Raw genomic sequence first — 20,274 nt, forward strand, 5'->3', positions numbered from 1 at the left:
CATGCAATTCGACAAGCGCGCCTGGCTCGACAAGATCAAGCAGATGTTCGCGGGCTTCGACCGCCCGCTCGCCCTCATCGTGTTCCTGCTGCTGTGCGTCGGCATCGTCACGCTGTACAGCGCGGCGATCGACATGCCGGGCCGGGTCGAGGACCAGTTGCGCAACATCCTGCTGACGTTCGTGCTGATGTGGGTGATCGCCAACATCCCGCCCACGACGCTGATGCGCTTCGCGGTCCCGCTCTACACGTTCGGGGTCGCGCTATTGGTCGCGGTCGCGCTGTTCGGGATGACCAAGAAGGGCGCGAAGCGCTGGCTGAACGTCGGCGTCGTGATCCAGCCGTCGGAAATCCTCAAGATCGCGACACCGCTGATGCTCGCGTGGTACTACCAGCGCCGCGAAGGCGGGCTGCGCTGGTACGACTTCATCGCCGCGTTCGGGATCCTGCTGGTGCCGGTCGGGCTGATCGCGAAGCAGCCCGACCTCGGCACGGGCCTGCTCGTGTTCGCGGCCGGCTTCTTCGTGATCTACCTCGCCGGCCTGTCGTTCAAGCTGATCGTGCCGGTGCTCGTCGCGGGCGTGATCGCGGTCGGCTCGATCGCCGTGTTCGAAGAGCGCATCTGCCAGCCCGAAGTGCAGTGGCCGCTGATGCACGATTACCAGAAGCACCGCGTGTGCACGCTGCTCGACCCGACTTCCGACCCGCTCGGCAAGGGCTTCCACACGATCCAGGCCGTGATCGCGATCGGCTCGGGCGGCGTGCTCGGCAAGGGCTACCTGAAAGGCACGCAGGCGCACCTCGAATTCATTCCGGAGAAGCACACCGACTTCATCTTCGCGGTGTTCTCCGAGGAATGGGGGCTCGTCGGCGGGCTCGTGCTGCTGACGCTGTACATGGCGCTGATCGCGCGCGGGCTCTATATCGCCGCGCAGGGTGCGACGCTGTTCGGCCGCCTGCTCGCGGGCTCGCTCACGCTCGCGTTCTTCGTCTATGCGTTCGTCAACATCGGGATGGTGAGCGGCGTGCTGCCGGTCGTCGGCGTGCCGCTGCCGTTCATGAGTTATGGCGGCACCGCCCTCACGACGCTCGGCATCGCGATCGGGATGATCATGAGCGTCGGGCGACAGCGGCGGTTGATGAAGAGCTGACCGTGCAGCACGCACCGCATCAAGAAAAACGGCGCTTCGGCGCCGTTTTTTTTCGACCGCGGACGACAAACGCGGCCACGCAGTGCCGCCCGGCGCCCGCCCCGCTCACGGCGGCGGCGCGTGCGCCCCGCCCGGCTCCGCGCCGGCTCCCGATGCCGGCCCCTGCGCCTTCAGCCGCGCACTCAGCTCCTTGAATTTCAGCCCGGCCGTCTCGTCGCCCTGCGCGGCCGCCGCCGCGTAATACGCCCGCGCGATGTTGAGGTTCTGCGCGACGCCGTCGCCACCGCGCTCGTAGAACGACGCGGTCACGTACTGCGCGGTCGGCTCGCCCGCGTCGGCCGCCTGCTTGTACCACGCAAACGCCTGCCGGTTGTCGCGCGGCGTACCGCGCCCGTCGAGGAACTGGTTCGCGAGCGACAGCTCGGCCTGCACGTGCCCCTGCTTCGCCGCCCGCAGGAACCAGCGATGCGCCTCGGCCGGATCGCGCGTGACGAACTCGCCGTCGTCGAACATCCGGCCATACACATACTGCGCATGCGACATGTTCGCATCGGCCGCGCGCTTCAACCAGCGCAGCCCTTCGTCGACGTTCGCCGTCACGCCTTCGCCGGTCAGCAGCATCATCGCGTAGTTGAATTGCGCGAGACGGTCGCCGCGTTCGGCCGCGTCGTGGAACTGCACCAGCGCCGCGCGATAGTCGCCGGCGTTGTAGTCGGCGACCGCCGATTGCGTCTCGTGCGACGGATCGGGCTTCGCTTGCGGCGCACCCTGCGCGGCCACCGCGATACATACGGTCCACAGGCCGAGCAGCGCGCCGACCTGCCCGCGTACCCCGATCCCACCCTGCGCGCGCCCACGGTACGCGCCGTCGCCATCGTTCATGACCGTACCTCCTGCAGCGCCTGCCGCGTTGCGCGCAACAGCCAGCTGACGTCGGCCGACACCGTGATCATCCGGTAGCCGGCCTCGCGATACTGGCGCGCGGCCGCCGTATCGCCCGCGAAGATGCCGACCGCGACGCCGGCCTGCCTGCCGGCCGCGAGCACGCGCGCCATCGCGGTTTCGACGTCCGGGTGACGGATATCGCCGAGATGCCCGAGACTCGCCGCGAGATCGGCCGGGCCGACGAACAGGCAATCGATACCGGGCAGCGCCGCAATCCGCTCGACTTCATCGACGCCGCGGGCCGATTCGATCTGCACGATCACCGCGACCTGCGCGTTCGCCGTCTGCACGTAATCGCGGCGCATGCCGAACGCCGCCGCGCGCACCATGCCCGCGACGCCGCGCAGCCCGTCCGGCGAATCCGGCGACGGATAGCGCGTGAGCCGCACCGCGTGCGCGGCGTCGTCCGGTGTCTCGATACCCGGAAACATCAGCGTGCGCGCGCCCGCATCGAGCGCGCGCTTCACGAGCCACGGCTCACGCGCCGGCACGCGCACGACGGGCTCGCTCGGCAGATGGGCGGCTGCAATCGCGCGCAACTGCGATGCAACATCGCGGCTGTCGTTCGGCGCGTGCTCCATGTCGATGCAAAGCCAGTCGTAGCCGGCATGCGCGAGCGCTTCCGCGGCCGAGTCGCTGCCGAGCGACAGCCACAGGCCGTACAGCGGCTCGTCGCCGTCGCGCAGGCGTTGTTTGAGGGAATTGGTGAGCGTGCTCATCGATACGGCCTCCGGGACGGAACGGCAATCGAACGGGACAAGCAACGGGCAAAGCGGAGCGACACGCCGGGCAGCGAAGCACGGCGGCGCCGGGACCGGGCCCTGGAACGTTGGTCGGTCGTGGGCGGCCGATCTGACAGCGCCGGCCGCACGACCCGCGCACGGCTGCGCTTTTCGGCGCCACGCAACGATCATAGCGCGGCGTTACGCGGAATGTGGAAACGGACGGGGAGCCGGGCGGGACGAGGCCGCAGGGTGCGGCGTCAGGCAGCCCGCGCGGGCTGGCGGGGCTGGCGGGGCTGGCGGGGCTGCCGGGAAGGCGGGATCAGCGGCCGGGCTGACGCTCGACGTCAGCCCAGCAGTTCGGCGTTTCGTACAGGCGCACGCGCTCGAGCCGCAGGTTCACGCCGTAGTGCGCGTCGTACACGTTCGCGAGGATGTCGAACGCGATCGCCGCGAGGTTCTCGACGGTCGGGATCCGGTCGATCACGACGGTCTTGTGATCGGCCATCTGCTCGAGGAACGAGCGTACGACCTCGTCGCGCGCATAGACCAGGAACGCGTGATCCCACTTGCCGACCAGGTGCTCCATCGCGAGTGCCTTCACGTCGGCGAAATCCATCACCATGCCGCGGTCGGGCGCCCCCTCGGTATCGACGAGATCGCCGCGCAGCGTGACTTCGAGCACATAGCGATGGCCGTGCAGGTTCCGGCACTGGCTGCGGTGATCGGGAATGCGGTGGCCCGCGTCGAATTCGAGTTTTCGGGTAATCAGCACGATGTCAAAAGCCGGGGCTCAGGGAATGTTCAGATATTTGTGGGTCTGCATCGACAGCCGCCACTGCGGATGGCGCTTGCACCAGTCGATCGCGAGCTTCGTATTGAGGTCGCGCGACGGGCCGTCCATCGGCTGGACGAGGTAATACTCGAAGTCGAGCTTCGCGTAGTCGGCCAGCCGCTGGTTGTCCTGCGGGATCACGACCTTCAGCTCATTGCCTTTCGTGACGACGAGCGGCGCGTCGGCCTTCGGGCTCACGCAGATCCAGTCGATCGATTCGAGCACCGGCAGCGAGCCGTTGGTCTCGATCGCGATCTCGAAGCCGGCCGCGTGCAGCGCGTCGACGAGCGGCTGGTCGAGCTGCAGCATCGGCTCGCCGCCCGTGCAGACGACGAAGCGGTGCGCCTCGCCCTCCGGCCACAGGCCGGCGATCGTCGCGACGAGCGCTTCGGCATCCTTGAACTTGCCGCCGTTCTCGCCGTCGGTGCCGACGAAGTCGGTATCGCAGAAGCGGCACACGGCCTCCGCACGATCCTCTTCGCGGCCCGACCACAGGTTGCAGCCGGCGAACCGGCAGAACACGGCCGGCCGGCCCGCGTTCGCGCCCTCGCCCTGCAACGTGTAGAAAATTTCCTTGACCGCGTAAGTCATCGTGCTTCGTCCGGCTCGCGCCACTCGTTGTCGATCAGAATCCGTTATCCATCCAGCGCTGCCCGCACACCCGCGTCACAGCGGCGCTTCGGTCACCCGCTCGCCCTTCAGGTAGGCCTCGTAGCCGCGCTTGCGCAGCTTGCAGGCCGGGCATTCGCCGCAGCCGAAGCCCCAATCGTGCAGTTCCGCGCGCTCGCCCACGTAGCACGTGTGCGTCTCGACGCGGATCAGTTCGACGAGCGCTTCGCCGCCGAGCTGTTCGGCGAGCTGCCACGTCTGTGCCTTGTCGAGCCACATCAGCGGCGTCTCGAGCACGACGCGCGTATCCATCCCGAGGTTCAGCGCGACCTGCAGCGCCTTCATCGTGTCGTCGCGGCAGTCGGGATAGCCCGAGAAATCCGTCTCGCACATCCCGCCGACCAGCACGCGCAGCCCGCGGCGATAGGCGATCGCCGCGGCGATCGTCATGAACATCAGGTTGCGGCCCGGCACGAACGTGTTCGGCAGGCCGTTCGCCGCCGTCTCGATCTCGATCGTGCGCGTCATCGCGGTATCGCTGATCGCGCCGAGCACCGACAGGTCGATCATGTGATCGTCGCCGAGCCGGTCCGACCAGGCGGGAAAGTCACGCTTCAGCGCTTCGCGCACGCCTTCGCGACATTCGAGCTCGACGCGGTGGCGCTGGCCGTAATCGAAGCCGAGCGTCTCGACCGTCTGGTAGCGTTCGAGGGCCCATGCCACGCACGTGGCCGAGTCCTGCCCGCCGGAAAACAACACGAGCGCGCCGTCTTTAGCGTCTGTCCGAATCACCGTGATACTCCGTGAATGTGTAGGCTCGCGTCGCGCTGCGCGCCGGGGCCGGCTGCCGCCGGGCGGCCCGACGCGTGCCGGCCTGGGCCGGCTCGACCAGTATAGGCAGCGCAATCGGCCGCGAACGCGGCGGAGCGCTTATACCGCCCATCGCGCGGCATCGTTGCCGCGCGCCACGGCGGCGCCACGCTGGCAGCCTGCCGTGCGCATGAAGCGATGCGCTAAGTTATTGAGCGGACACGGATTTTATCATGCCCTCATGAACACTGCCGGGCACGCCATCCCACGCCACTCGTCACGCAAACCCCACCACAAACGAAAAACCCCAAGAATCTTCCGATTCTCGGGGTTTTAAAATTCTGGTGGCCTGGGTCGGAATCGAACCAACGACACGCGGATTTTCAATCCGCTGCTCTACCAACTGAGCTACCGGGCCAACGAAGAAGAGAAAGTATATCCACCCTTCGTTACTTGATCAAGTACTTTCGCAAAATATTTTATACGGCGCCTTCGGACGGCTTCTTGCCGAGCTCGACACCGAGCTGCTTGAGCTTGCGATACAGGTGCGTGCGCTCGAGGCCCGTCTTCTCCGCGACGCGCGTCATGCTGCCGTTTTCGCGCGCGAGGTGATATTCGAAGTACGCGCGCTCGAACGCATCGCGCGCTTCGCGCAACGGGATGTCGAACGGGATCGCGGCTGTCTGGCCCGCGAGGCCGAGTGCCGAAGCCATGTCGTCGCCGAGCGTCGGCAGCGCAGCTGCGGACGCAACCGCCGCGGGCCCCGCCGCCTGCCCTGCGCCGGCCTTCGCCGCCGCGTTCGCGGACACCGGCGCCGCACCGCGTGCGAGACCGTGCTCGACGGACTTCAGCAGCTTCTGCAGCGCGATGGGCTTCTCGAGGAAATCGAGCGCGCCGATCTTCGTTGCCTCGACGGCCGTATCGATCGTCGCGTGCCCGGACATCATGATCACGGGCATCGTCAGCAGCCCCTGCGCCGCCCACTCCTTGAGCAACGTCACGCCGTCGGTATCGGGCATCCAGATATCGAGCAGCACGAGATCGGGCGCCTGATTCAACCGGTATTCCCGCGCGGCCTGCGCGTTCTCCGCCGCCTCGACGACGTGTCCTTCATCGCTGAGGATCTCCGAGAGCAATTCCCGGATGCCCATTTCATCATCTACCACCAGGATGGTTGCCATTTACGCTGCCTTTGTCTGCTCACTTGCTTTTGTCTTGGCGGGGGCCGCCCCGTCCTGCACGCCCGATTCGGCGCCTGGCGCATCGCTCGCCATCTGCAGGAACAGGATCGACACCTGCGCACCCTCGACGGTCTCGCCGTGCATCCGGTTGCGCAGATCGATCCGCGCACCGTGCTCATCGACGATCTTCTTGACCGTGGCCAACCCCAGACCCGTGCCCTTCGCCTTCGTCGTGACATAAGGCTCGAACGCGCGAGTCAGGATGCGCGCCGGAAAACCGGGCCCGTTGTCGGACACGGTAAGACGTACCGCGACGCGCGTTTTGCCCTCGGCGTCGGGATCGCCATATTCTACTGTCTTGGTTTCGATCAACACACGCGGATGCGCCGACTCCGCGACCGAATCCTGCGCATTCTGCAGCAGGTTGTGAATCACCTGGCGCAGTTGCGTCGCATCACCGCGTATCACCGGCAGCGACGGCGCGAGCTCGGCGACGATCGCGCTCTTGCCTTCGCCCACACCGTACAGCCCGAGCACCTCGCTCGCCAGTTCGTTCAACTGCAGGTTCGAGAGCACCGCCGGCGGCGTGCGCGCGTACTCGCGGAAATCGTCGACCATCCGCTTCATCGCGGCCACCTGGTTGACGATCATCGTCGCACCGCGCTTGAGCACGTCGGCATCGGGCGGTGCGAGCTTGTCGGAAAGCTTCATCTGCAGCCGTTCCGCCGACAGCTGAATCGGCGTCAGCGGATTCTTGATCTCGTGCGCGAGCCGGCGCGCAACTTCGCCCCACGCGACCGAGCGCTGCGCGGAAATCACATCGGAGATGTCGTCGAACACCACGACGTAACCGGACGTCTGCGGATCGTCGGCCTGCCCCTCGACCGTCGACACGAGGCGCGTGCCGCGCACGAGCAACGTCAACGGATCGGCTTCGCCCGGTACCTCGATCGCGAACTGCTGCTGCCAGTGGCCGCGATCGCCGCTGGCGCCGTCGGACGCCGCTTCGCGATCGGCGAACGCCTTGCGCACCATCGCGCCGAACCCGGCGGCCACGCCGATCCGGTCGAGCGTCGTGCCGATCAGCGCGTTGAACGGCTGCCGGAAGATCCGCTCGGCGCCGCGATTGGCGGTCGTCAGCCGGAACTGGCGGTCGAGCACGAACACGCCGGCCGTCAGGTTCGCGAGGATGCTCTCGAGATACGTCTTCGAATGCTCGAGCGCGATGCGGTTCTTCTCGACCGCGAGCCGCGCCTCGGACAACTGGCGCGTCATCGCGTTGAACGACTGCGTGAGGAAACCGAGCTCGTCTCGCGTCTTGATCTCGCGCTTCGGCGTGTAGTCGCCTTCGGTGATCTCCTTCGTGCCTTGCGCGAGCAGGAACAGCGGCCGCGCGAGCTGCTGGCCGAGCGCGAGCGCGAGCATCATCGCGATGAAGGTTGCGAGGAACAGCGCAAGTGTCAGCGTGCCGATATACATCTTGCGCAGCCCCGTGCGGCCGAGCGACTTTTCCTGGTACTCGCGATACGCGCGCTGCACGGCATCCGCGTTGTGGGCAAGCGTCGGCGGCACCGGCTGCGTGAGCTGCAGGAAGCGTTCCGCCGGCTGCAGCAGCGACGTCGACGCATCGGGGATCGGCCGCACCACGCGCAACCGCAGCGCGCCCTTCGCGCCATGCGCGCGCGGGTCGCCGTCGACTTCGCCCTCGATCGCCGCGTACGCACCGTGTTCGCGGGCCTGGTTCAGCATCAGCGGCGTCGGCAGGTCGTCCGGAATCAGCGCCGCGAAATTGCCCGACGCCTGCGCGACGATGTGCAGGTCGGGGGCCGCCCCCGAGCCGGCGCGGCTCGGCTCGACGATCGTCGCGTCCTGCACGCCGAACTGGTCGCGCAGCCGCAGCAGCGTGAGCGTCGTGCCGTTCGTGTTCGCATCGACGCTCGCGAGCTGGTCGGACATCAGCCGCGCCTTCGTCTGCAGATCGGACAGCGAAGCATCGAGCATCCCGCGGCCGAGGTTCAGGCCGGCCGTCAGCGCCGTCTCGACGTTCACGTCGAACCACGACTCGATGCTGCGCGACACGAACTGGTACGACACGATGTAGATGATCCCGCCCGGCACCACGCCGACGAGTGCGAAGAACACCGCGAGCTTCGCGAGCAGCCGCGTGCCGAACTTGCCCTTCCTCAGGCGCACGACGATCATCCCGATCAGCCCGAGCACCACGAGCAGGAACACGAGCGCGACGACGATGTTCGTCGCGTACAGCCACGAGTAGTAGCGGTCGAAGAATTCGGTATTCGCGCTTGCGGCCGCGAGCAGCACGAGCAGCAGCAGCGCGGTGAGCGCGACGGTCGAGACGATCACGCGAATGAGGAGGCTCTTCCCGCTGGCCGCGCGGCGCACTTTATTTAGCACGTTCGGTCACCGTGAAGTTGAAGCGCTTCCAGTCCGACCCGAGCGTCCAGTCGCGGTTGTTCACGGCATCGACCTGGAACGGCTTCGGCATCAGCGCCGTGTCGAGCTGCATCCGCACCGATGCCGTGTAGGTTTCACCGGCGCGCACCTGGTTGCGGTCGATCACGTGCCACGACGTGATGTGCCTGACGACCGCAAGCGCGTCCTTCAGCGACGGGAAGCCGAGCTGCAGGCCCCCCGTCGACACGCGATACTCGCGCGTGAGCGGCTGGAACGACAGGCGGATCGTCTGCGTCACCGCCACCGGCTGCTCGTCGAACCAGTACCAGCGCGCACGGCTCAACTCGAAGTCGGTCGTGAAATAAAGCGGAATGCCCTTGTTGACGGCATCCTCGAGGTTCGGGTTCAGCTCGAAATCGAAGCGTGCGTCGAGCGCCCAGCCGCTTCCGTCGGACTGGAGCGACGCGCGCTGCACGGCGATCGACTCGGCATGCGCCGGCCGGACGACGGCCAGGCACAGCGTCAACGCGACCATCAGGACGGCCGCGAGCCGAAGTGGAAAAAGGTGTTTGATCGTCACCGTTTCTGAAACCGCGCGTAGAAAAATCCGTCGTGATCGGTGTTCTGGTCGAGTGCGCCGGCGGCCGCCCCTCCCTGCACTCCGCCCGGCAGCAGCTGGCCCGGGGCGTCCAATCGTACCGCATCTTCACAGGCCGCTTCAAACCAGCGGGCCTGCCATTCGCCTTCTTCGGGGAAGACCGAACAGGTCACGTAAAGCAGTTCGCCGCCCGGCTTCACAAGCGGCCACAACGCCGACAGGATGCGGCGCTGTTCCGCGACGAGCGCCGGGATGTCGGCCTCGCGGCGCAGCCAGCGAATGTCGGGATGCCGGCGCACGATGCCGGACGCCGAGCACGGCACGTCGGCAAGGATGCGGTCGAACGGGCGCCCGTCGTACCACGCGTCGGGGGCACCCGCATCGCCGACACGCACGTCCGCTTCGAGCGACAGCCGCACGAGGTTCTCGCCGATCCGTGCCGCGCGCGCGGCATCGCTTTCCAGCGCAACGACTTCCGCATCGGCCAGCTCGAGAATATGGCCGGTCTTGCCGCCGGGCGCCGCGCATGCGTCGAGCACGCGCATGCCGTCGCGCGCACCGAGCCATTCGGCTGCGAGCTGCGCGCCGGCGTCCTGCACCGACACGACGCCGTCGGCAAACCCCGGAATGCGATCGACCGGCAGCGCCGACGCGAGCCGCACCGCATGTCGGCCGATCGCGGTCGCTTCGATCCCGTTCGCGCGCAACGTCTCGAGATAGGCGTCGACGCTCGCGCGGCGCGCGTTCACGCGCAGCGTCAGCGGCCCTTGCCGCTCGCCGGCCGCGAGGATCGCCTGCCATGCGTCGGGCCACGCGCGCTTCACCGAATCGACCCACCACGCGCGGTAGTTCCAGCGCGCGACGACATCGTCCTGCAGCGCCGCGACGAGCGCGTCGCGCTCGCGCAGGAAACGGCGCAGCACCGCGTTGACCATCCCCTTCGCGAACGCGCATTCGCGGCGCGCACCAATCACGGTCACGGCCTGGTCGACCACCGTGAACGCCGGATACGTGGCCTCGTCCGCCGGGTCGAGCAGCAGCGCGAACGCACCGGCGAGCACCGCGTGCACGTAGGCGGGCGGCGCCTTGCTGATGAGTCGGCCGATCAACCAGTCCGCACTGCCGAGGCGGCGCATCGTCCGGTAGGCGACGTCCTGCGTCGCCCCGCGCGCGAGCGCCTGCGCACCGGACGGCATCTGCGCGAATACCGCCGACAGCGCTGCCGGCAGCGCGGTGCCGCGCCGCACCGCATCGACCGCCTGCGCGGCCGCGTCGAGTGCGAAGCCGAGCGAATCGGGCGCGAGATGCAGCGCGGACAGGCGCGCCGGGCGGCCGGAAGAAGACGGAGCGGTAGAACGGGTTCGTGTCATCGGAGCAAATTCGGCAAACAAGCGCGGCAAACGGGCACAGCAAGCAAATGCGGCAAACGGCGGGATCGCGGCGCCCGTGGGCCCTGCGATCCCAAACCGGGCATTGTAGCGTGCGATGCTGCAGGCCCTTTGGCCCCTTTACGGCTCGTGCAAATGAAACACCCCGCAGCGCGGGGCATGCGGGGTGGTGCGGCGGCCCCCGCGCGGCAACTGCCGCACGGTGTGCCGTGGCTCAGTCGAAGCGGCCGGTACGCGCCATCTCCATCAGGCGCGCGATGCGCTCCTCGGTGGCCGGGTGCGTCGAGAACAGGTTCTGCAGGCCGCCGCCGTGCAGCGGGTTCATGATCATCATCTGCGCGGTGGCCGGATGCTGCTCGGCCGCCTGGAACGGGATGCCCGCCGCATAGCGATGGATCTTGTCGAGCGCGGTCGCGAGCGATTGCGGATCGCCGGAAATCTGCGCGCCGCCCCGGTCGGCCTCGAACTCGCGTGCCCGCGAAATCGCCATCTGGATCAACGCGCCTGCGATCGGTGCGAGCAGCGCGACCGCGATACCCGCGATCGGGTTGGCCGGCCGGCCATTCTCGTCGCGCCCGCCGAAGAACATCGCGAAGTTCGCGATGGCCGAGATCGCGCCCGCCATCGTCGCGGTGATCGTCGAGATCAGGATGTCGCGGTGCTTCACGTGTGCGAGCTCGTGCGCCATCACGCCGCGCATCTCGCGCTCCGACAGCACGCGCAGGATGCCCGTCGTCGCGGCGACCGCCGCGTGCTCGGGGTTGCGGCCCGTCGCGAACGCGTTCGGCGCATCCTCGTTGATCAGGTAGACGCGCGGCATCGGCAGGTTCGCGCGCGTGGCCAGCTCGCGCACCATCCGGTAGAACTGCGGCGCCGTGTTCTCGTCGACTTCCTGCGCGTTGTACATGCGCAGCACCATCTTGTCCGAGAACCAGTAAGAGAAGAAATTCATGCCGAGCGCGAACAGCAGCGCGATCGTCATGCCCCGCGAACCGCCGATCATCCCGCCGATCACGATGAACAGGGCCGTGATCGCGGCCATCAGCATCGCCGTTTTGACCCAATTGAACATACCCACTCCTTATCCGTCAGGGGACCCGCCGCGCATCAAAAGGGCGCGACGGAAAATTGTAAGCGTTTTGTTAGATAAGGTCTTGCCGGAAAAATTCAATCTCACCGTTGCGATGTTGCAAGACGAAGACCGAGGCCGACGAAAGCGCTGCCGACCGTGCGGTCGAGCCATTTCCTGACGCCCGGCTTGCCGGAGAAGCGCGCCGTGACACTGCCCGCGACCCACGCGACGAGACTGGTCCACACCGTGCTCATCGCGACGAACACGCCGCCGAGGGTCAGGAACGCCCATGCCTTGTGCGGGCTGTCGGCCGACACGAACTGCGGGAAGAACGACACGAAGAACAGCACGACCTTCGGGTTCAGCACGTTGGTCCAGAAGCCCTGCATGAACAGCTGGCGCAGCGGCTTTTCGGCTTGCGTGGCCGCCGTGCCGGACGGCCCGGCTGCCTGCTTCGCGATGATCATCCGCACGCCGAGGTAGATCAGGTAGGCGGCGCCGACCAGCTTGATCACCGTGAATGCGGCAGCCGATGCCGCGAGCAGCGCGGTCAGGCCGAAGGCGCAGGCGAGCGCGTGTACGCAGCAGCCGGCCGAAATGCCGAGCGCCGACATCAGCCCCGCGCCGCGGCCCTGCGCGACGCTGCGGCCGACGATATAGGCCGTATCGGGGCCGGGCGTGACGTTCAGCAGGAAGACCGCCAGCACGAAGAAGCCGAAATGGGTGATGCCGAACATGAAAACCTCGAAACCGGGGAGCGCAGGGAAATTCTACGCGCGCCTGCCGCGCCGCGCGACTCGGCCATCCGGCCGATTGCGCACGCCCGGCAGGCCGTGTCGAATGACGGTCAGGTCGCGTCAGGCAACGTCGGTCAGCGCGAAACGCTGGCCCGCGGCGAGCGGCGAGCCGGCCAGGAATTCGCGCGCAGGCAGCCGCTTGCCGCCCGGCTTCTGCAACTGCGTGACGCGCAGCGCACCGCTGCCGCATGCGACGACCACGCCTTCCGGCGCGGCTTCGACGATCGTGCCGGGCGCCGCGTCGCCGCGCGCCGCCACCGGCTCGGCTGCCCACAGCTTGATCGCCGCGCCGTCGAGCGTCGCGACGCCGCCCGGGAACGGATCGAACGCACGCACCTGGCGCGCAAGCACGTCGGCCGGCTTGCGCCAGTCGAGCGCCGCTTCGTGCTTGCCGATCTTTTCCGCATAGGTCACGCCGTCGGCCGGTTGCGGCGTCGCCGGCAGCACGCCGTCGCGCTCGAGCTTCACGAGCGCGTCGACGATCAGTCGCGCGCCTTCGGCGGCGAGCCGGTCGTGCAGCGTAGCGGTCGTCTCGTCGGGCGCGATCGTCACGCGCGCTTCCTCGATCATCGCGCCGGTGTCGAGGCCGATGTCCATCTGCATCAGCGTGACGCCCGTCTCGGCGTCGCCGGCCTCGATCGCGCGGTGGATCGGCGCGGCGCCGCGCCAGCGCGGCAGCAGCGACGCGTGAATGTTGATGCAGCCGTCGCGCGGAATGTCGAGCACTTCCTGCGGCAGCAGCAGGCCGTATGCGGCGACCACCATCACGTCATGCGGCGTCGAGCGCAGCAGCTCGATCGCGTCGGCCGCCTCGGCCGGGTACTTGCCCGCGCGGCGCAGCGACGGCGGTTGCGCGACGGGCATCCCGTGCTCGACGGCGTAGCGCTTCACCGCGCTCGCCTGCAGTTTCATTCCGCGCCCGGCAGGGCGATCGGGCTGGGTGAGCACGAGCGGCACCGGGAAACCGGCCTCGTGGATCGCGGCGAGGGCAGCCGCGGCGAATTCCGGCGTGCCGGCAAAAACTACGCGCAACGTATGGGTCATGACAGCGTTCGGGGTCGGGCTGGGCGAACGCGCGTTACATCGCGCGTTCGAGTTTCTTCATCTTCGTCTTGATGCGCGTCTGCTTGAGCGGCGACAGGTATTCGACGAATACGCGCCCCATCAGGTGATCCATCTCGTGCTGGACGCACACGGCCAGCAGGCCCTCGCAGTCGAGCTCGAAAGTCTCGCCCTGCTCGTTGAGCGCACGCACGCGCACATGGTCGGGACGCTCGACTTCGTCGTAGATGCCGGGCACCGACAGGCAGCCCTCTTCATAGATCTGCTTTGCATCGCTCGACCACACGATCTCGGGGTTGATGAACGCGCGCAGCTCGTTCTTCTCCTCGGAGACGTCGATCACGATCACGCGCTCGTGCACGTCGACCTGCGTGGCCGCAAGGCCGATGCCCGGCGCCGCATACATGGTCTCGGCCATGTCGGCGACGAGCTTGCGGATCCGGTCGTCGACCTTGTCGACGGGCTTCGCGACCTTGTGCAGCCGCTTGTCGGGGTAATGAAGAATATTGAGTAAAGCCATGGCGTTCGGTATTCGGTGGAGCGGCGTGCCGCATCGGCCATCCGGCCGGCTGGCGCTGCCGCCGGGATGCAATGAAGATGAGGCGGACGCGCGGCGAATCAATGCCGCGGATCATGCCTCCTGCAATCGGCCGGGCGCCTGCGCGCGCGGCCCTGTCGAGTATTTCGGATGATGAAAATTTTATCATGGCGCCACGCGGTCCGCTGGCCACCGCATTCGAGGGGCGCCTCATGTCGCCGCACGCGCTGACCACCTCCGCCGTGCGCGCGTGGCTGCAGCTCGCGCATGCGCCCGGGCTCGCCCCCGCGGCGCTGCAGGCACTGCTCGATGCGTTCGGCTCGCCGGACGCGCTGCTGCGTGCGTCCGACCACGCCATCGCCGCCGTAACCAGCGCCGCCGCGGCCCTGGCCGTGCGCGCAAGCGAGCGCGGCGATCTCGACGCGCGCACCGACGCCGCGCTCGCGTGGCTCGACGCGCCGGGCAACGCGCTTGTCACGCTCAACGATCCGGCCTATCCGCCGCGGCTGCGCGACCTGCACGATCCGCCGCTGCTGCTATATGTAAAGGGCCGGCTCGACCTACTGCACGCGCGCAGTCTCGCCGTGGTCGGCAGTCGTCACGCCACGCCGCAGGGGCTCGCCGACGCAACGCACTTCGCACGCGAGCTGTCCGACGCCGGGCTGCCGATCGTGTCGGGCCTCGCGCTCGGGATCGATGCCGCCGCACATCGTGGCGGGCTCGACGGCCGGTCGGGCACGGTCGCGGTGATCGCGACCGGCGCCGATCTCGTCTATCCGGCGCGGCACCGTGCACTCGCCCACGAGATCGCCGCGCACGGCGCGATCGTGTCGGAATGGCCGCTCGGCACGCCGGCCCGCGCCGCCCACTTCCCGCAACGCAACCGGCTGATCGCCGCGCTCGCGGTCGGCGCGCTCGTCGTCGAGGCCGCGCCGCGCTCCGGCTCGCTGATCACCGCGCGGCTCGCGAACGAACTGGGGCGCGACGTATTCGCGATGCCGGGCTCGATCCACGCGCCGCTCGCGCAGGGCTGCCACGCATTGATCCGCGACGGCGCGAAACTCACGGCGGCGCCGCTCGATGTACTCGAGGAATACGGGCTGGGCGAAGCGAAAGCCGGCACGGCGGGCGGTGCGGCGTGTTCCGGGCATCCGTGCACGGATACCGGTGGCCCCCGCGAAGACGAAGCCGCCGCTCGGCGTGCCGCCGCCGCGGTTATCCAGACTGGCGACGCCGTTCCGGCCACCGCGCCGGCCCGCAACGAAGCTCCGTTGCCGGCGCCAGCGCTGCCCGCCACCCCGTCCGAACAGGCCGTGCTCGCCGCCTTGGGATACGGCCCTGTCACCTACGAATGGCTCGCGGAGCACAGCGGCCTGTCTGACGACGTGCTGCACCGTGCGCTGCTTGCGCTGGAACTGGCCGGCCGCGTCGCCAGCCTTCCCGGCGGACGCTTCGCACGGCTTGACGTGGCGCGCACCCCGCCCATGCACGGCGTGCTACATTCCCCCGCATAGGGGCGGCCCGGCCGCCGACGATACCCAAGGAAACCCATGCCCGCGCTGAATCTCGACACCGATGCGGATCGGATCGCCGAGCGCCTCGCCGATCCCGGCACGTTGCTCGTCGCCTGCCTGTGCGCCGAGTGGTGCGGCACGTGCCGCGATTACCGGACGGCCTTCGACCAGCTCGCCGACGCACATCCGGACGCCTGCTTCGCCTGGATCGACATCGAAACGCATGCCGACCAGCTCGACGATCTCGACGTCGAGAACTTCCCGACGATCCTGATCGAAGATACCCACACCGCCCGCTTCTTCGGCACGGTGCTGCCGCATGCGGCGATCGTCGAGCGCATGCTGTCCGACCTGAGCGCGGTACCCGGTGCGCCGCACGCACCGAAATTGCGCAATATCCTGGCCGTCGAAGCCTGAATTCGCGAGCCGGCCCGGTGGTTTTGCGCGCGTTTGCGCGCCCCGCCGCGCCGGGCGCTTGCCGCCGTTGCGGCCCCCCTCTATGATGGGCCGCTTTTTACGCGCTGAGCCGCCATCGCTGCGGCGTGTGCTATAAAGCGGTCGTAAAAGGGACCCACAACCGGCGAACCCGGTCTACCAACACACACCTGTCATGTCCAAAGCACTGATCATTGCGGAAAAGCCTTCTGTCGCGAACGACATCGCACGCGCTTTGGGCGGCTTTACCAAGCATGACGAGTATTACGAAAGCGACGATTTCGTCCTTTCGTCCGCTGTCGGCCACCTGCTGGAAATCGCCGCCCCGGAAGAGTACGAGGTCAAGCGCGGGAAATGGAGCTTCGCGCATCTGCCCGTCATCCCCCCGCATTTCGACCTGAACCCGATCGCAAAAAGCGAGTCGCGCCTCAAGGTGCTCACCAAGCTGCTGAAGCGCAAGGACGTCGACCGTCTGATCAACGCATGTGACGCGGGGCGCGAGGGCGAACTGATTTTCCGCCTGATCGCGCAGCACGCGAAGGCGAAACAGCCGGTCCAGCGCCTGTGGCTGCAGTCGATGACCCCGCAGGCGATCCGCGACGGCTTCGCGAACCTGCGCAGCGACGCGGACATGCTGCCGCTCGCCGACGCCGCACGCTGCCGCTCGGAAGCCGACTGGCTCGTCGGGATCAACGGCACCCGCGCGATGACCGCGTTCAACAGCAAGGGCGGCGGCTTCTTCCTGACGACAGTTGGCCGCGTTCAGACGCCAACGTTGTCGATCGTCGTCGAACGCGAAGAGAAAATCCGCCGCTTTGTCCCGCGCGACTACTGGGAAGTGAAGGCCGAATTCGCGTGCGCGGGCGGCTTCTACGAAGGCAAGTGGTACGACCCGAAATTCAAGCGCGACGAATTCGATCCGGAAAAGCGCGACTCCCGCCTGTGGAGCCTGCCGGCCGCCGAAACGATCGTCGCCGCGTGTCGCGACCAGGTCGGCACGGTCTCCGAGGAATCGAAGCCGTCGACGCAGCTGTCGCCGCTGCTGTTCGACCTGACGAGCCTGCAGCGCGAAGCGAACAGCCGCTTCGGCTTCTCCGCGAAGAACACGCTCGGCCTCGCGCAGGCACTGTATGAAAAGCACAAGGTGCTGACCTACCCGCGTACCGATGCACGCGCGCTGCCGGAAGACTACCTGTCGACGGTCCAGTCCACGCTCGAGATGCTCAAGGAGAGCAACAACTACCTGCCGCATGCGAAGCAGGTGCTCGACAAGGGCTGGGTGAAGCCGAACAAGCGGATCTTCGACAACTCGAAGATCAGCGACCACTTTGCAATCATCCCGACGCTGCAGGCGCCGAAGTCGCTGTCCGAGCCGGAGCAGAAGCTGTACGACATGGTCGTGAAGCGCTTCCTCGCCGTGTTCTTCCCGGCCGCCGAATTCCGCGTCACGACGCGGATCACCGAAGTCGCCGGCCATCACTTCAAGACCGAAGGCAAGGTGCTCGTCGAGCCGGGCTGGCTGCAGGTGTACGGCCGCGACGCCGAAGGCGCGGATGCGAACTTGGTGCCGGTGCAGAAGGACGAGAAGGTGAAGACGGACGAAATCGCCGCCGTCGCGCTCGTCACGAAACCGCCCGCACGCTACTCGGAAGCGACGCTGCTGTCCGCGATGGAAGGCGCGGGCAAGCTCGTCGAGGACGACGAACTGCGCGAGGCGATGGCCGCGAAGGGCCTCGGCACGCCGGCCACGCGCGCGGCGATCATCGAAGGCCTGCTCGGCGAGAAATACCTCGTGCGCGAAGGCCGCGAACTGATCCCGACCGCGAAGGCATTCCAGCTGATGACACTGCTGCGCGGGCTCGGCGTGAAGGAACTCACCGCGCCCGAGCTCACCGGCGAATGGGAATATAAGCTGTCGCAGATGGAGCGCGGCAACCTCGGGCGCGAAGCGTTCATGCAGGAAATCGCCCGCATGACGCAGCAGATCGTGAAGCGCGCGAAGGAATACGATTCGGACACGATCCCCGGCGATTACGCGACGCTCGAGACGCCGTGCCCGAACTGCGGCGGCCAGGTGAAGGAAAACTACCGCCGCTTCGCATGCACGAAGTGCGAGTTCTCGATCTCGAAGATCCCGGGCAGCCGGCAGTTCGAGATCGCGGAAGTCGAGGAGCTGCTGCGCGAGAAGACGATCGGCCCGCTGTCCGGCTTCCGCAGCAAGATGGGCCGCCCGTTCTCGGCGATCCTCAAGCTGTCCTTCGACGACGAGACGAAGAACTACAAGCTCGAGTTCGACTTCGGTCAGGACACGGGCGGCGAGGAGGGCGAGGCGCCCGATTTCTCCGCACAGGAGCCCGTCGGCGCGTGCCCGAAGTGCAAGGGCCGTGTGTTCGAGCACGGGATGAGCTACGTGTGCGAGCACTCGGTGGCCAACCCGAAGACCTGCGACTTCCGCTCGGGCAAGGTGATCCTGCAGCAGGAAATCACGCGCGAGCAGATGGGCAAGCTGCTTGCCGACGGCCGTACGGATCTGCTGCCGAACTTCAAGTCGTCGCGCACGGGCCGCAACTTCAAGGCCTTCCTCGTGAAGCAGCCGGACGGCAAGATCGGCTTCGAGTTCGAGAAGAAGGAGCCGAAGGCCGCTGCCGCGAAGAAGACGGCAAAATCGGCGACGAAGGACGCCGAAACCGTGACGGAAGGCGCCGAGGAGAAACCGGCACCGGCTCGCAAAACCGCCGCACGCAAGACGACGGCGCGCAAGACTGGCTCGTGACGGCCTGACGGGCCGGGGTTCTCCCGGCCATGCCGAACGCCGGCAGGTAGCCATAAAAAACGCGGATCGATTGCTCGATCCGCGTTTTTCTTTGTGCCGGCGACAAGCGCCGCCCGGCCATCGCGCCGTTACAGCGGCGACGGCGCCGCGACGCGCGTGCGCGGCGAACGCGGCAGGCGCGGCGACAGGTTCGGGTCGGCCGACTCCGGCTGCTCGGCACGCGTCTCGACACCGATCGGCGCGAGCACCGAACTCTGCGCGGCCCACTGCTCGCCCATCGTCGCGTCGGTCGAGTGGCTGAAATGCTCGACGAGGTGGTCGATGAACGTGCGCACCTTCGCGGGCAGATGGCGCCGGCTCGGGTAAGCGATGTTGATCTCGACCTGCGGCAGCCGGAAATCCGGCAGCAGCCGCACGAGCGCGCCGCGCGCGATATCGCCGCCGATCAGGTAGCTCGGCAGGATCGCGACACCCATCCCGAGCAGCGCGAACTGGCGCAGCATCGCGGTGTTGTTCGCAACGATCACGTTGGTCGGGCGCACGCGCACTTCGCCGTCCGGCCCCGTGAACACACGCTCGTCACCCCAGTATTCGGTCGGCAGGCTCAGGCTCGGGTGCTCGGCGAGATGCTCCGGATGGGTCGGCACGCCGTGCTTCTCCAGGTAGCTCGGCGTCGCACACACGGTCATGCAGCCGGTGGTCAGGCGCCGCGTGACGATGCTCGCGCTACGCATCTGGCGCGTGACGACGATGCCGACGTCGAAGCCTTCCTCGACGAGATCAACCTGCCGGTCGACCAGCGTGAGATCGGGCACCACTTTCGGGAAATTCTCCGTGTACGACTGCAACACGGGCGCAAGGTTGTGCAGGCCGAACACGACAGGCGCAACGATGCGCAACGTTCCGACCGGCTCGTGATTGCGGGCGACGACCATCTGCTCGACGTCCTCGAGCTCATCGAGGATCTGGCGAGCCCGCTCCAGATAGACCTGGCCTGACTCCGTCAGGGAAAGACTGCGCGTAGTGCGGTTCAGCAAACGCGTGCCGAGCCGGCCTTCCAGATCGGCGACGTGACGCGTCGCGACCGCGTTGGAGATATCCATTGCACTCGCGGCCCGCGCAAAACTGCCGAGATCTGCAACCTTGACGAACACGCGCATCGACTGCAAATGATCCATAAACGACTCCTGCCGCTGTTACAACTTCAAAAAGATGAAGCAAATGCGTAATTCTCCTACGACAGCGGAAATGATGCAGAGTTGCTCAACAAGGCCCCTCTTGGCGATAAAAATAGTCAAAAATCCTCGGCTCCCGCGGATAGTTGATCCAATTATTCTGATTGGAGCAACAATTGGGTGAACCTCGTCGAGTAAGCGGCCGAATCAGGAAGGACGTATTTGATGCGACACAACAGCGCACCCTTCCGCCCG

18 protein-coding genes and 1 tRNA gene are annotated in these 20,274 nt (G+C 67.2%); 4 read left to right on the plus strand and 15 right to left on the minus strand.

Annotated features, from left to right (window positions below; translation table 11 throughout):
• The first annotated feature begins 1 nt into the window (after position 1).
• Entirely contained in the window at positions 2–1,150 is a 1,149-nt protein-coding gene (gene rodA / locus LXE91_RS04600) for a rod shape-determining protein RodA (RefSeq protein ID WP_039353786.1), read from the plus strand.
• 105 nt (positions 1,151–1,255) lie between these two features.
• On the opposite strand, the gene LXE91_RS04605 is transcribed toward rodA, so the two are convergent.
• The 14 genes from LXE91_RS04605 to def all read right to left on the minus strand — a co-directional run bounded on the left by LXE91_RS04605 (position 1,256) and on the right by def (position 14,104).
• On the minus strand, positions 1,256–2,032 hold the full coding sequence (locus LXE91_RS04605) for a tetratricopeptide repeat protein (RefSeq protein ID WP_039353783.1): 777 nt from the start codon (positions 2,030–2,032) through the stop codon (positions 1,256–1,258).
• On the minus strand, positions 2,029–2,814 hold the full coding sequence (locus tag LXE91_RS04610) for an HpcH/HpaI aldolase family protein (RefSeq protein ID WP_039353780.1): 786 nt from the start codon (positions 2,812–2,814) through the stop codon (positions 2,029–2,031). The genes LXE91_RS04605 and LXE91_RS04610 overlap by 4 nt, the downstream gene beginning before the upstream one ends.
• Positions 2,815–3,139: 325 nt before the next feature.
• Positions 3,140–3,592, minus strand: coding sequence for a 6-carboxytetrahydropterin synthase QueD (gene queD / locus LXE91_RS04615; RefSeq protein ID WP_021163975.1), 453 nt, complete (start codon positions 3,590–3,592; stop codon positions 3,140–3,142).
• A gap of 18 nt (positions 3,593–3,610) precedes the next feature.
• The gene (gene queE, locus LXE91_RS04620) at positions 3,611–4,243 is read right to left on the minus strand and encodes a 7-carboxy-7-deazaguanine synthase (RefSeq protein ID WP_011353564.1); all 633 of its coding nucleotides are present in this window, start codon (positions 4,241–4,243) and stop codon (positions 3,611–3,613) included.
• 75 nt (positions 4,244–4,318) lie between these two features.
• Positions 4,319–5,053, minus strand: a complete 735-nt coding sequence (queC, locus tag LXE91_RS04625; protein ID WP_011353565.1) for a 7-cyano-7-deazaguanine synthase QueC — start codon at positions 5,051–5,053, stop codon at positions 4,319–4,321.
• 360 nt (positions 5,054–5,413) lie between these two features.
• Positions 5,414–5,489: transfer RNA gene (locus tag LXE91_RS04630), tRNA-Phe, on the minus strand.
• Between the two features lie 61 nt (positions 5,490–5,550).
• Positions 5,551–6,252 (minus strand): response regulator transcription factor EsaR, encoded by a 702-nt coding sequence (gene esaR / locus LXE91_RS04635; protein ID WP_021163978.1) that lies wholly within the window; start codon positions 6,250–6,252, stop codon positions 5,551–5,553.
• Positions 6,253–8,667, minus strand: a complete 2,415-nt coding sequence (gene esaS / locus LXE91_RS04640; RefSeq protein WP_039353773.1) for a sensor histidine kinase EsaS — start codon at positions 8,665–8,667, stop codon at positions 6,253–6,255.
• On the minus strand, positions 8,657–9,247 hold the full coding sequence (locus LXE91_RS04645) for a DUF4390 domain-containing protein (RefSeq protein WP_039353770.1): 591 nt from the start codon (positions 9,245–9,247) through the stop codon (positions 8,657–8,659). Before LXE91_RS04645 ends, esaS begins: the two co-directional genes overlap by 11 nt.
• The gene (gene rsmB / locus LXE91_RS04650; protein ID WP_039353766.1) at positions 9,244–10,635 is read right to left on the minus strand and encodes a 16S rRNA (cytosine(967)-C(5))-methyltransferase RsmB; all 1,392 of its coding nucleotides are present in this window, start codon (positions 10,633–10,635) and stop codon (positions 9,244–9,246) included. Before rsmB ends, LXE91_RS04645 begins: the two co-directional genes overlap by 4 nt.
• Positions 10,636–10,867: 232 nt before the next feature.
• Positions 10,868–11,725: a zinc metalloprotease HtpX gene (htpX, locus tag LXE91_RS04655; RefSeq protein ID WP_011353570.1), complete on the minus strand. Its 858-nt coding sequence runs from the start codon at positions 11,723–11,725 to the stop codon at positions 10,868–10,870.
• A 101-nt stretch (positions 11,726–11,826) separates the two neighbouring features.
• A complete protein-coding gene (locus LXE91_RS04660; protein ID WP_039353762.1) occupies positions 11,827–12,462 on the minus strand; it encodes a LysE family translocator in 636 nt (211 codons plus the stop codon).
• A 120-nt stretch (positions 12,463–12,582) separates the two neighbouring features.
• Complete coding sequence (gene fmt, locus LXE91_RS04665) at positions 12,583–13,566, minus strand: methionyl-tRNA formyltransferase (RefSeq protein WP_039353758.1); 984 nt, start codon at positions 13,564–13,566, stop codon at positions 12,583–12,585.
• 34 nt (positions 13,567–13,600) lie between these two features.
• The gene (gene def / locus LXE91_RS04670) at positions 13,601–14,104 is read right to left on the minus strand and encodes a peptide deformylase (RefSeq protein ID WP_006477461.1); all 504 of its coding nucleotides are present in this window, start codon (positions 14,102–14,104) and stop codon (positions 13,601–13,603) included.
• A 185-nt stretch (positions 14,105–14,289) separates the two neighbouring features.
• Here def and dprA point away from each other — a divergent pair, with 185 nt between their 5' ends.
• The 3 genes from dprA (at position 14,290) to LXE91_RS04685 (ending at position 18,844) form a co-directional block, all read left to right on the plus strand.
• Positions 14,290–15,636 carry a DNA-processing protein DprA gene (dprA, locus tag LXE91_RS04675; protein ID WP_039353756.1) on the plus strand — a complete coding sequence of 449 codons (1,347 nt, stop codon included), beginning with the start codon at positions 14,290–14,292 and terminating at the stop codon, positions 15,634–15,636.
• 36 nt (positions 15,637–15,672) lie between these two features.
• The gene (locus tag LXE91_RS04680) at positions 15,673–16,053 is read left to right on the plus strand and encodes a thioredoxin family protein (protein ID WP_039353754.1); all 381 of its coding nucleotides are present in this window, start codon (positions 15,673–15,675) and stop codon (positions 16,051–16,053) included.
• 193 nt (positions 16,054–16,246) lie between these two features.
• Positions 16,247–18,844: a DNA topoisomerase III gene (locus LXE91_RS04685; protein WP_039353751.1), complete on the plus strand. Its 2,598-nt coding sequence runs from the start codon at positions 16,247–16,249 to the stop codon at positions 18,842–18,844.
• A 128-nt stretch (positions 18,845–18,972) separates the two neighbouring features.
• Here the strand turns inward: LXE91_RS04685 and LXE91_RS04690 are convergent, their stop codons facing one another.
• On the minus strand, positions 18,973–20,022 hold the full coding sequence (locus tag LXE91_RS04690; RefSeq protein ID WP_039353749.1) for a LysR family transcriptional regulator: 1,050 nt from the start codon (positions 20,020–20,022) through the stop codon (positions 18,973–18,975).
• Positions 20,023–20,274 lie beyond the last annotated feature (252 nt).

This window comes from Burkholderia contaminans (genome assembly GCF_029633825.1).
Lineage (GTDB): Bacteria > Pseudomonadota > Gammaproteobacteria > Burkholderiales > Burkholderiaceae > Burkholderia > Burkholderia contaminans.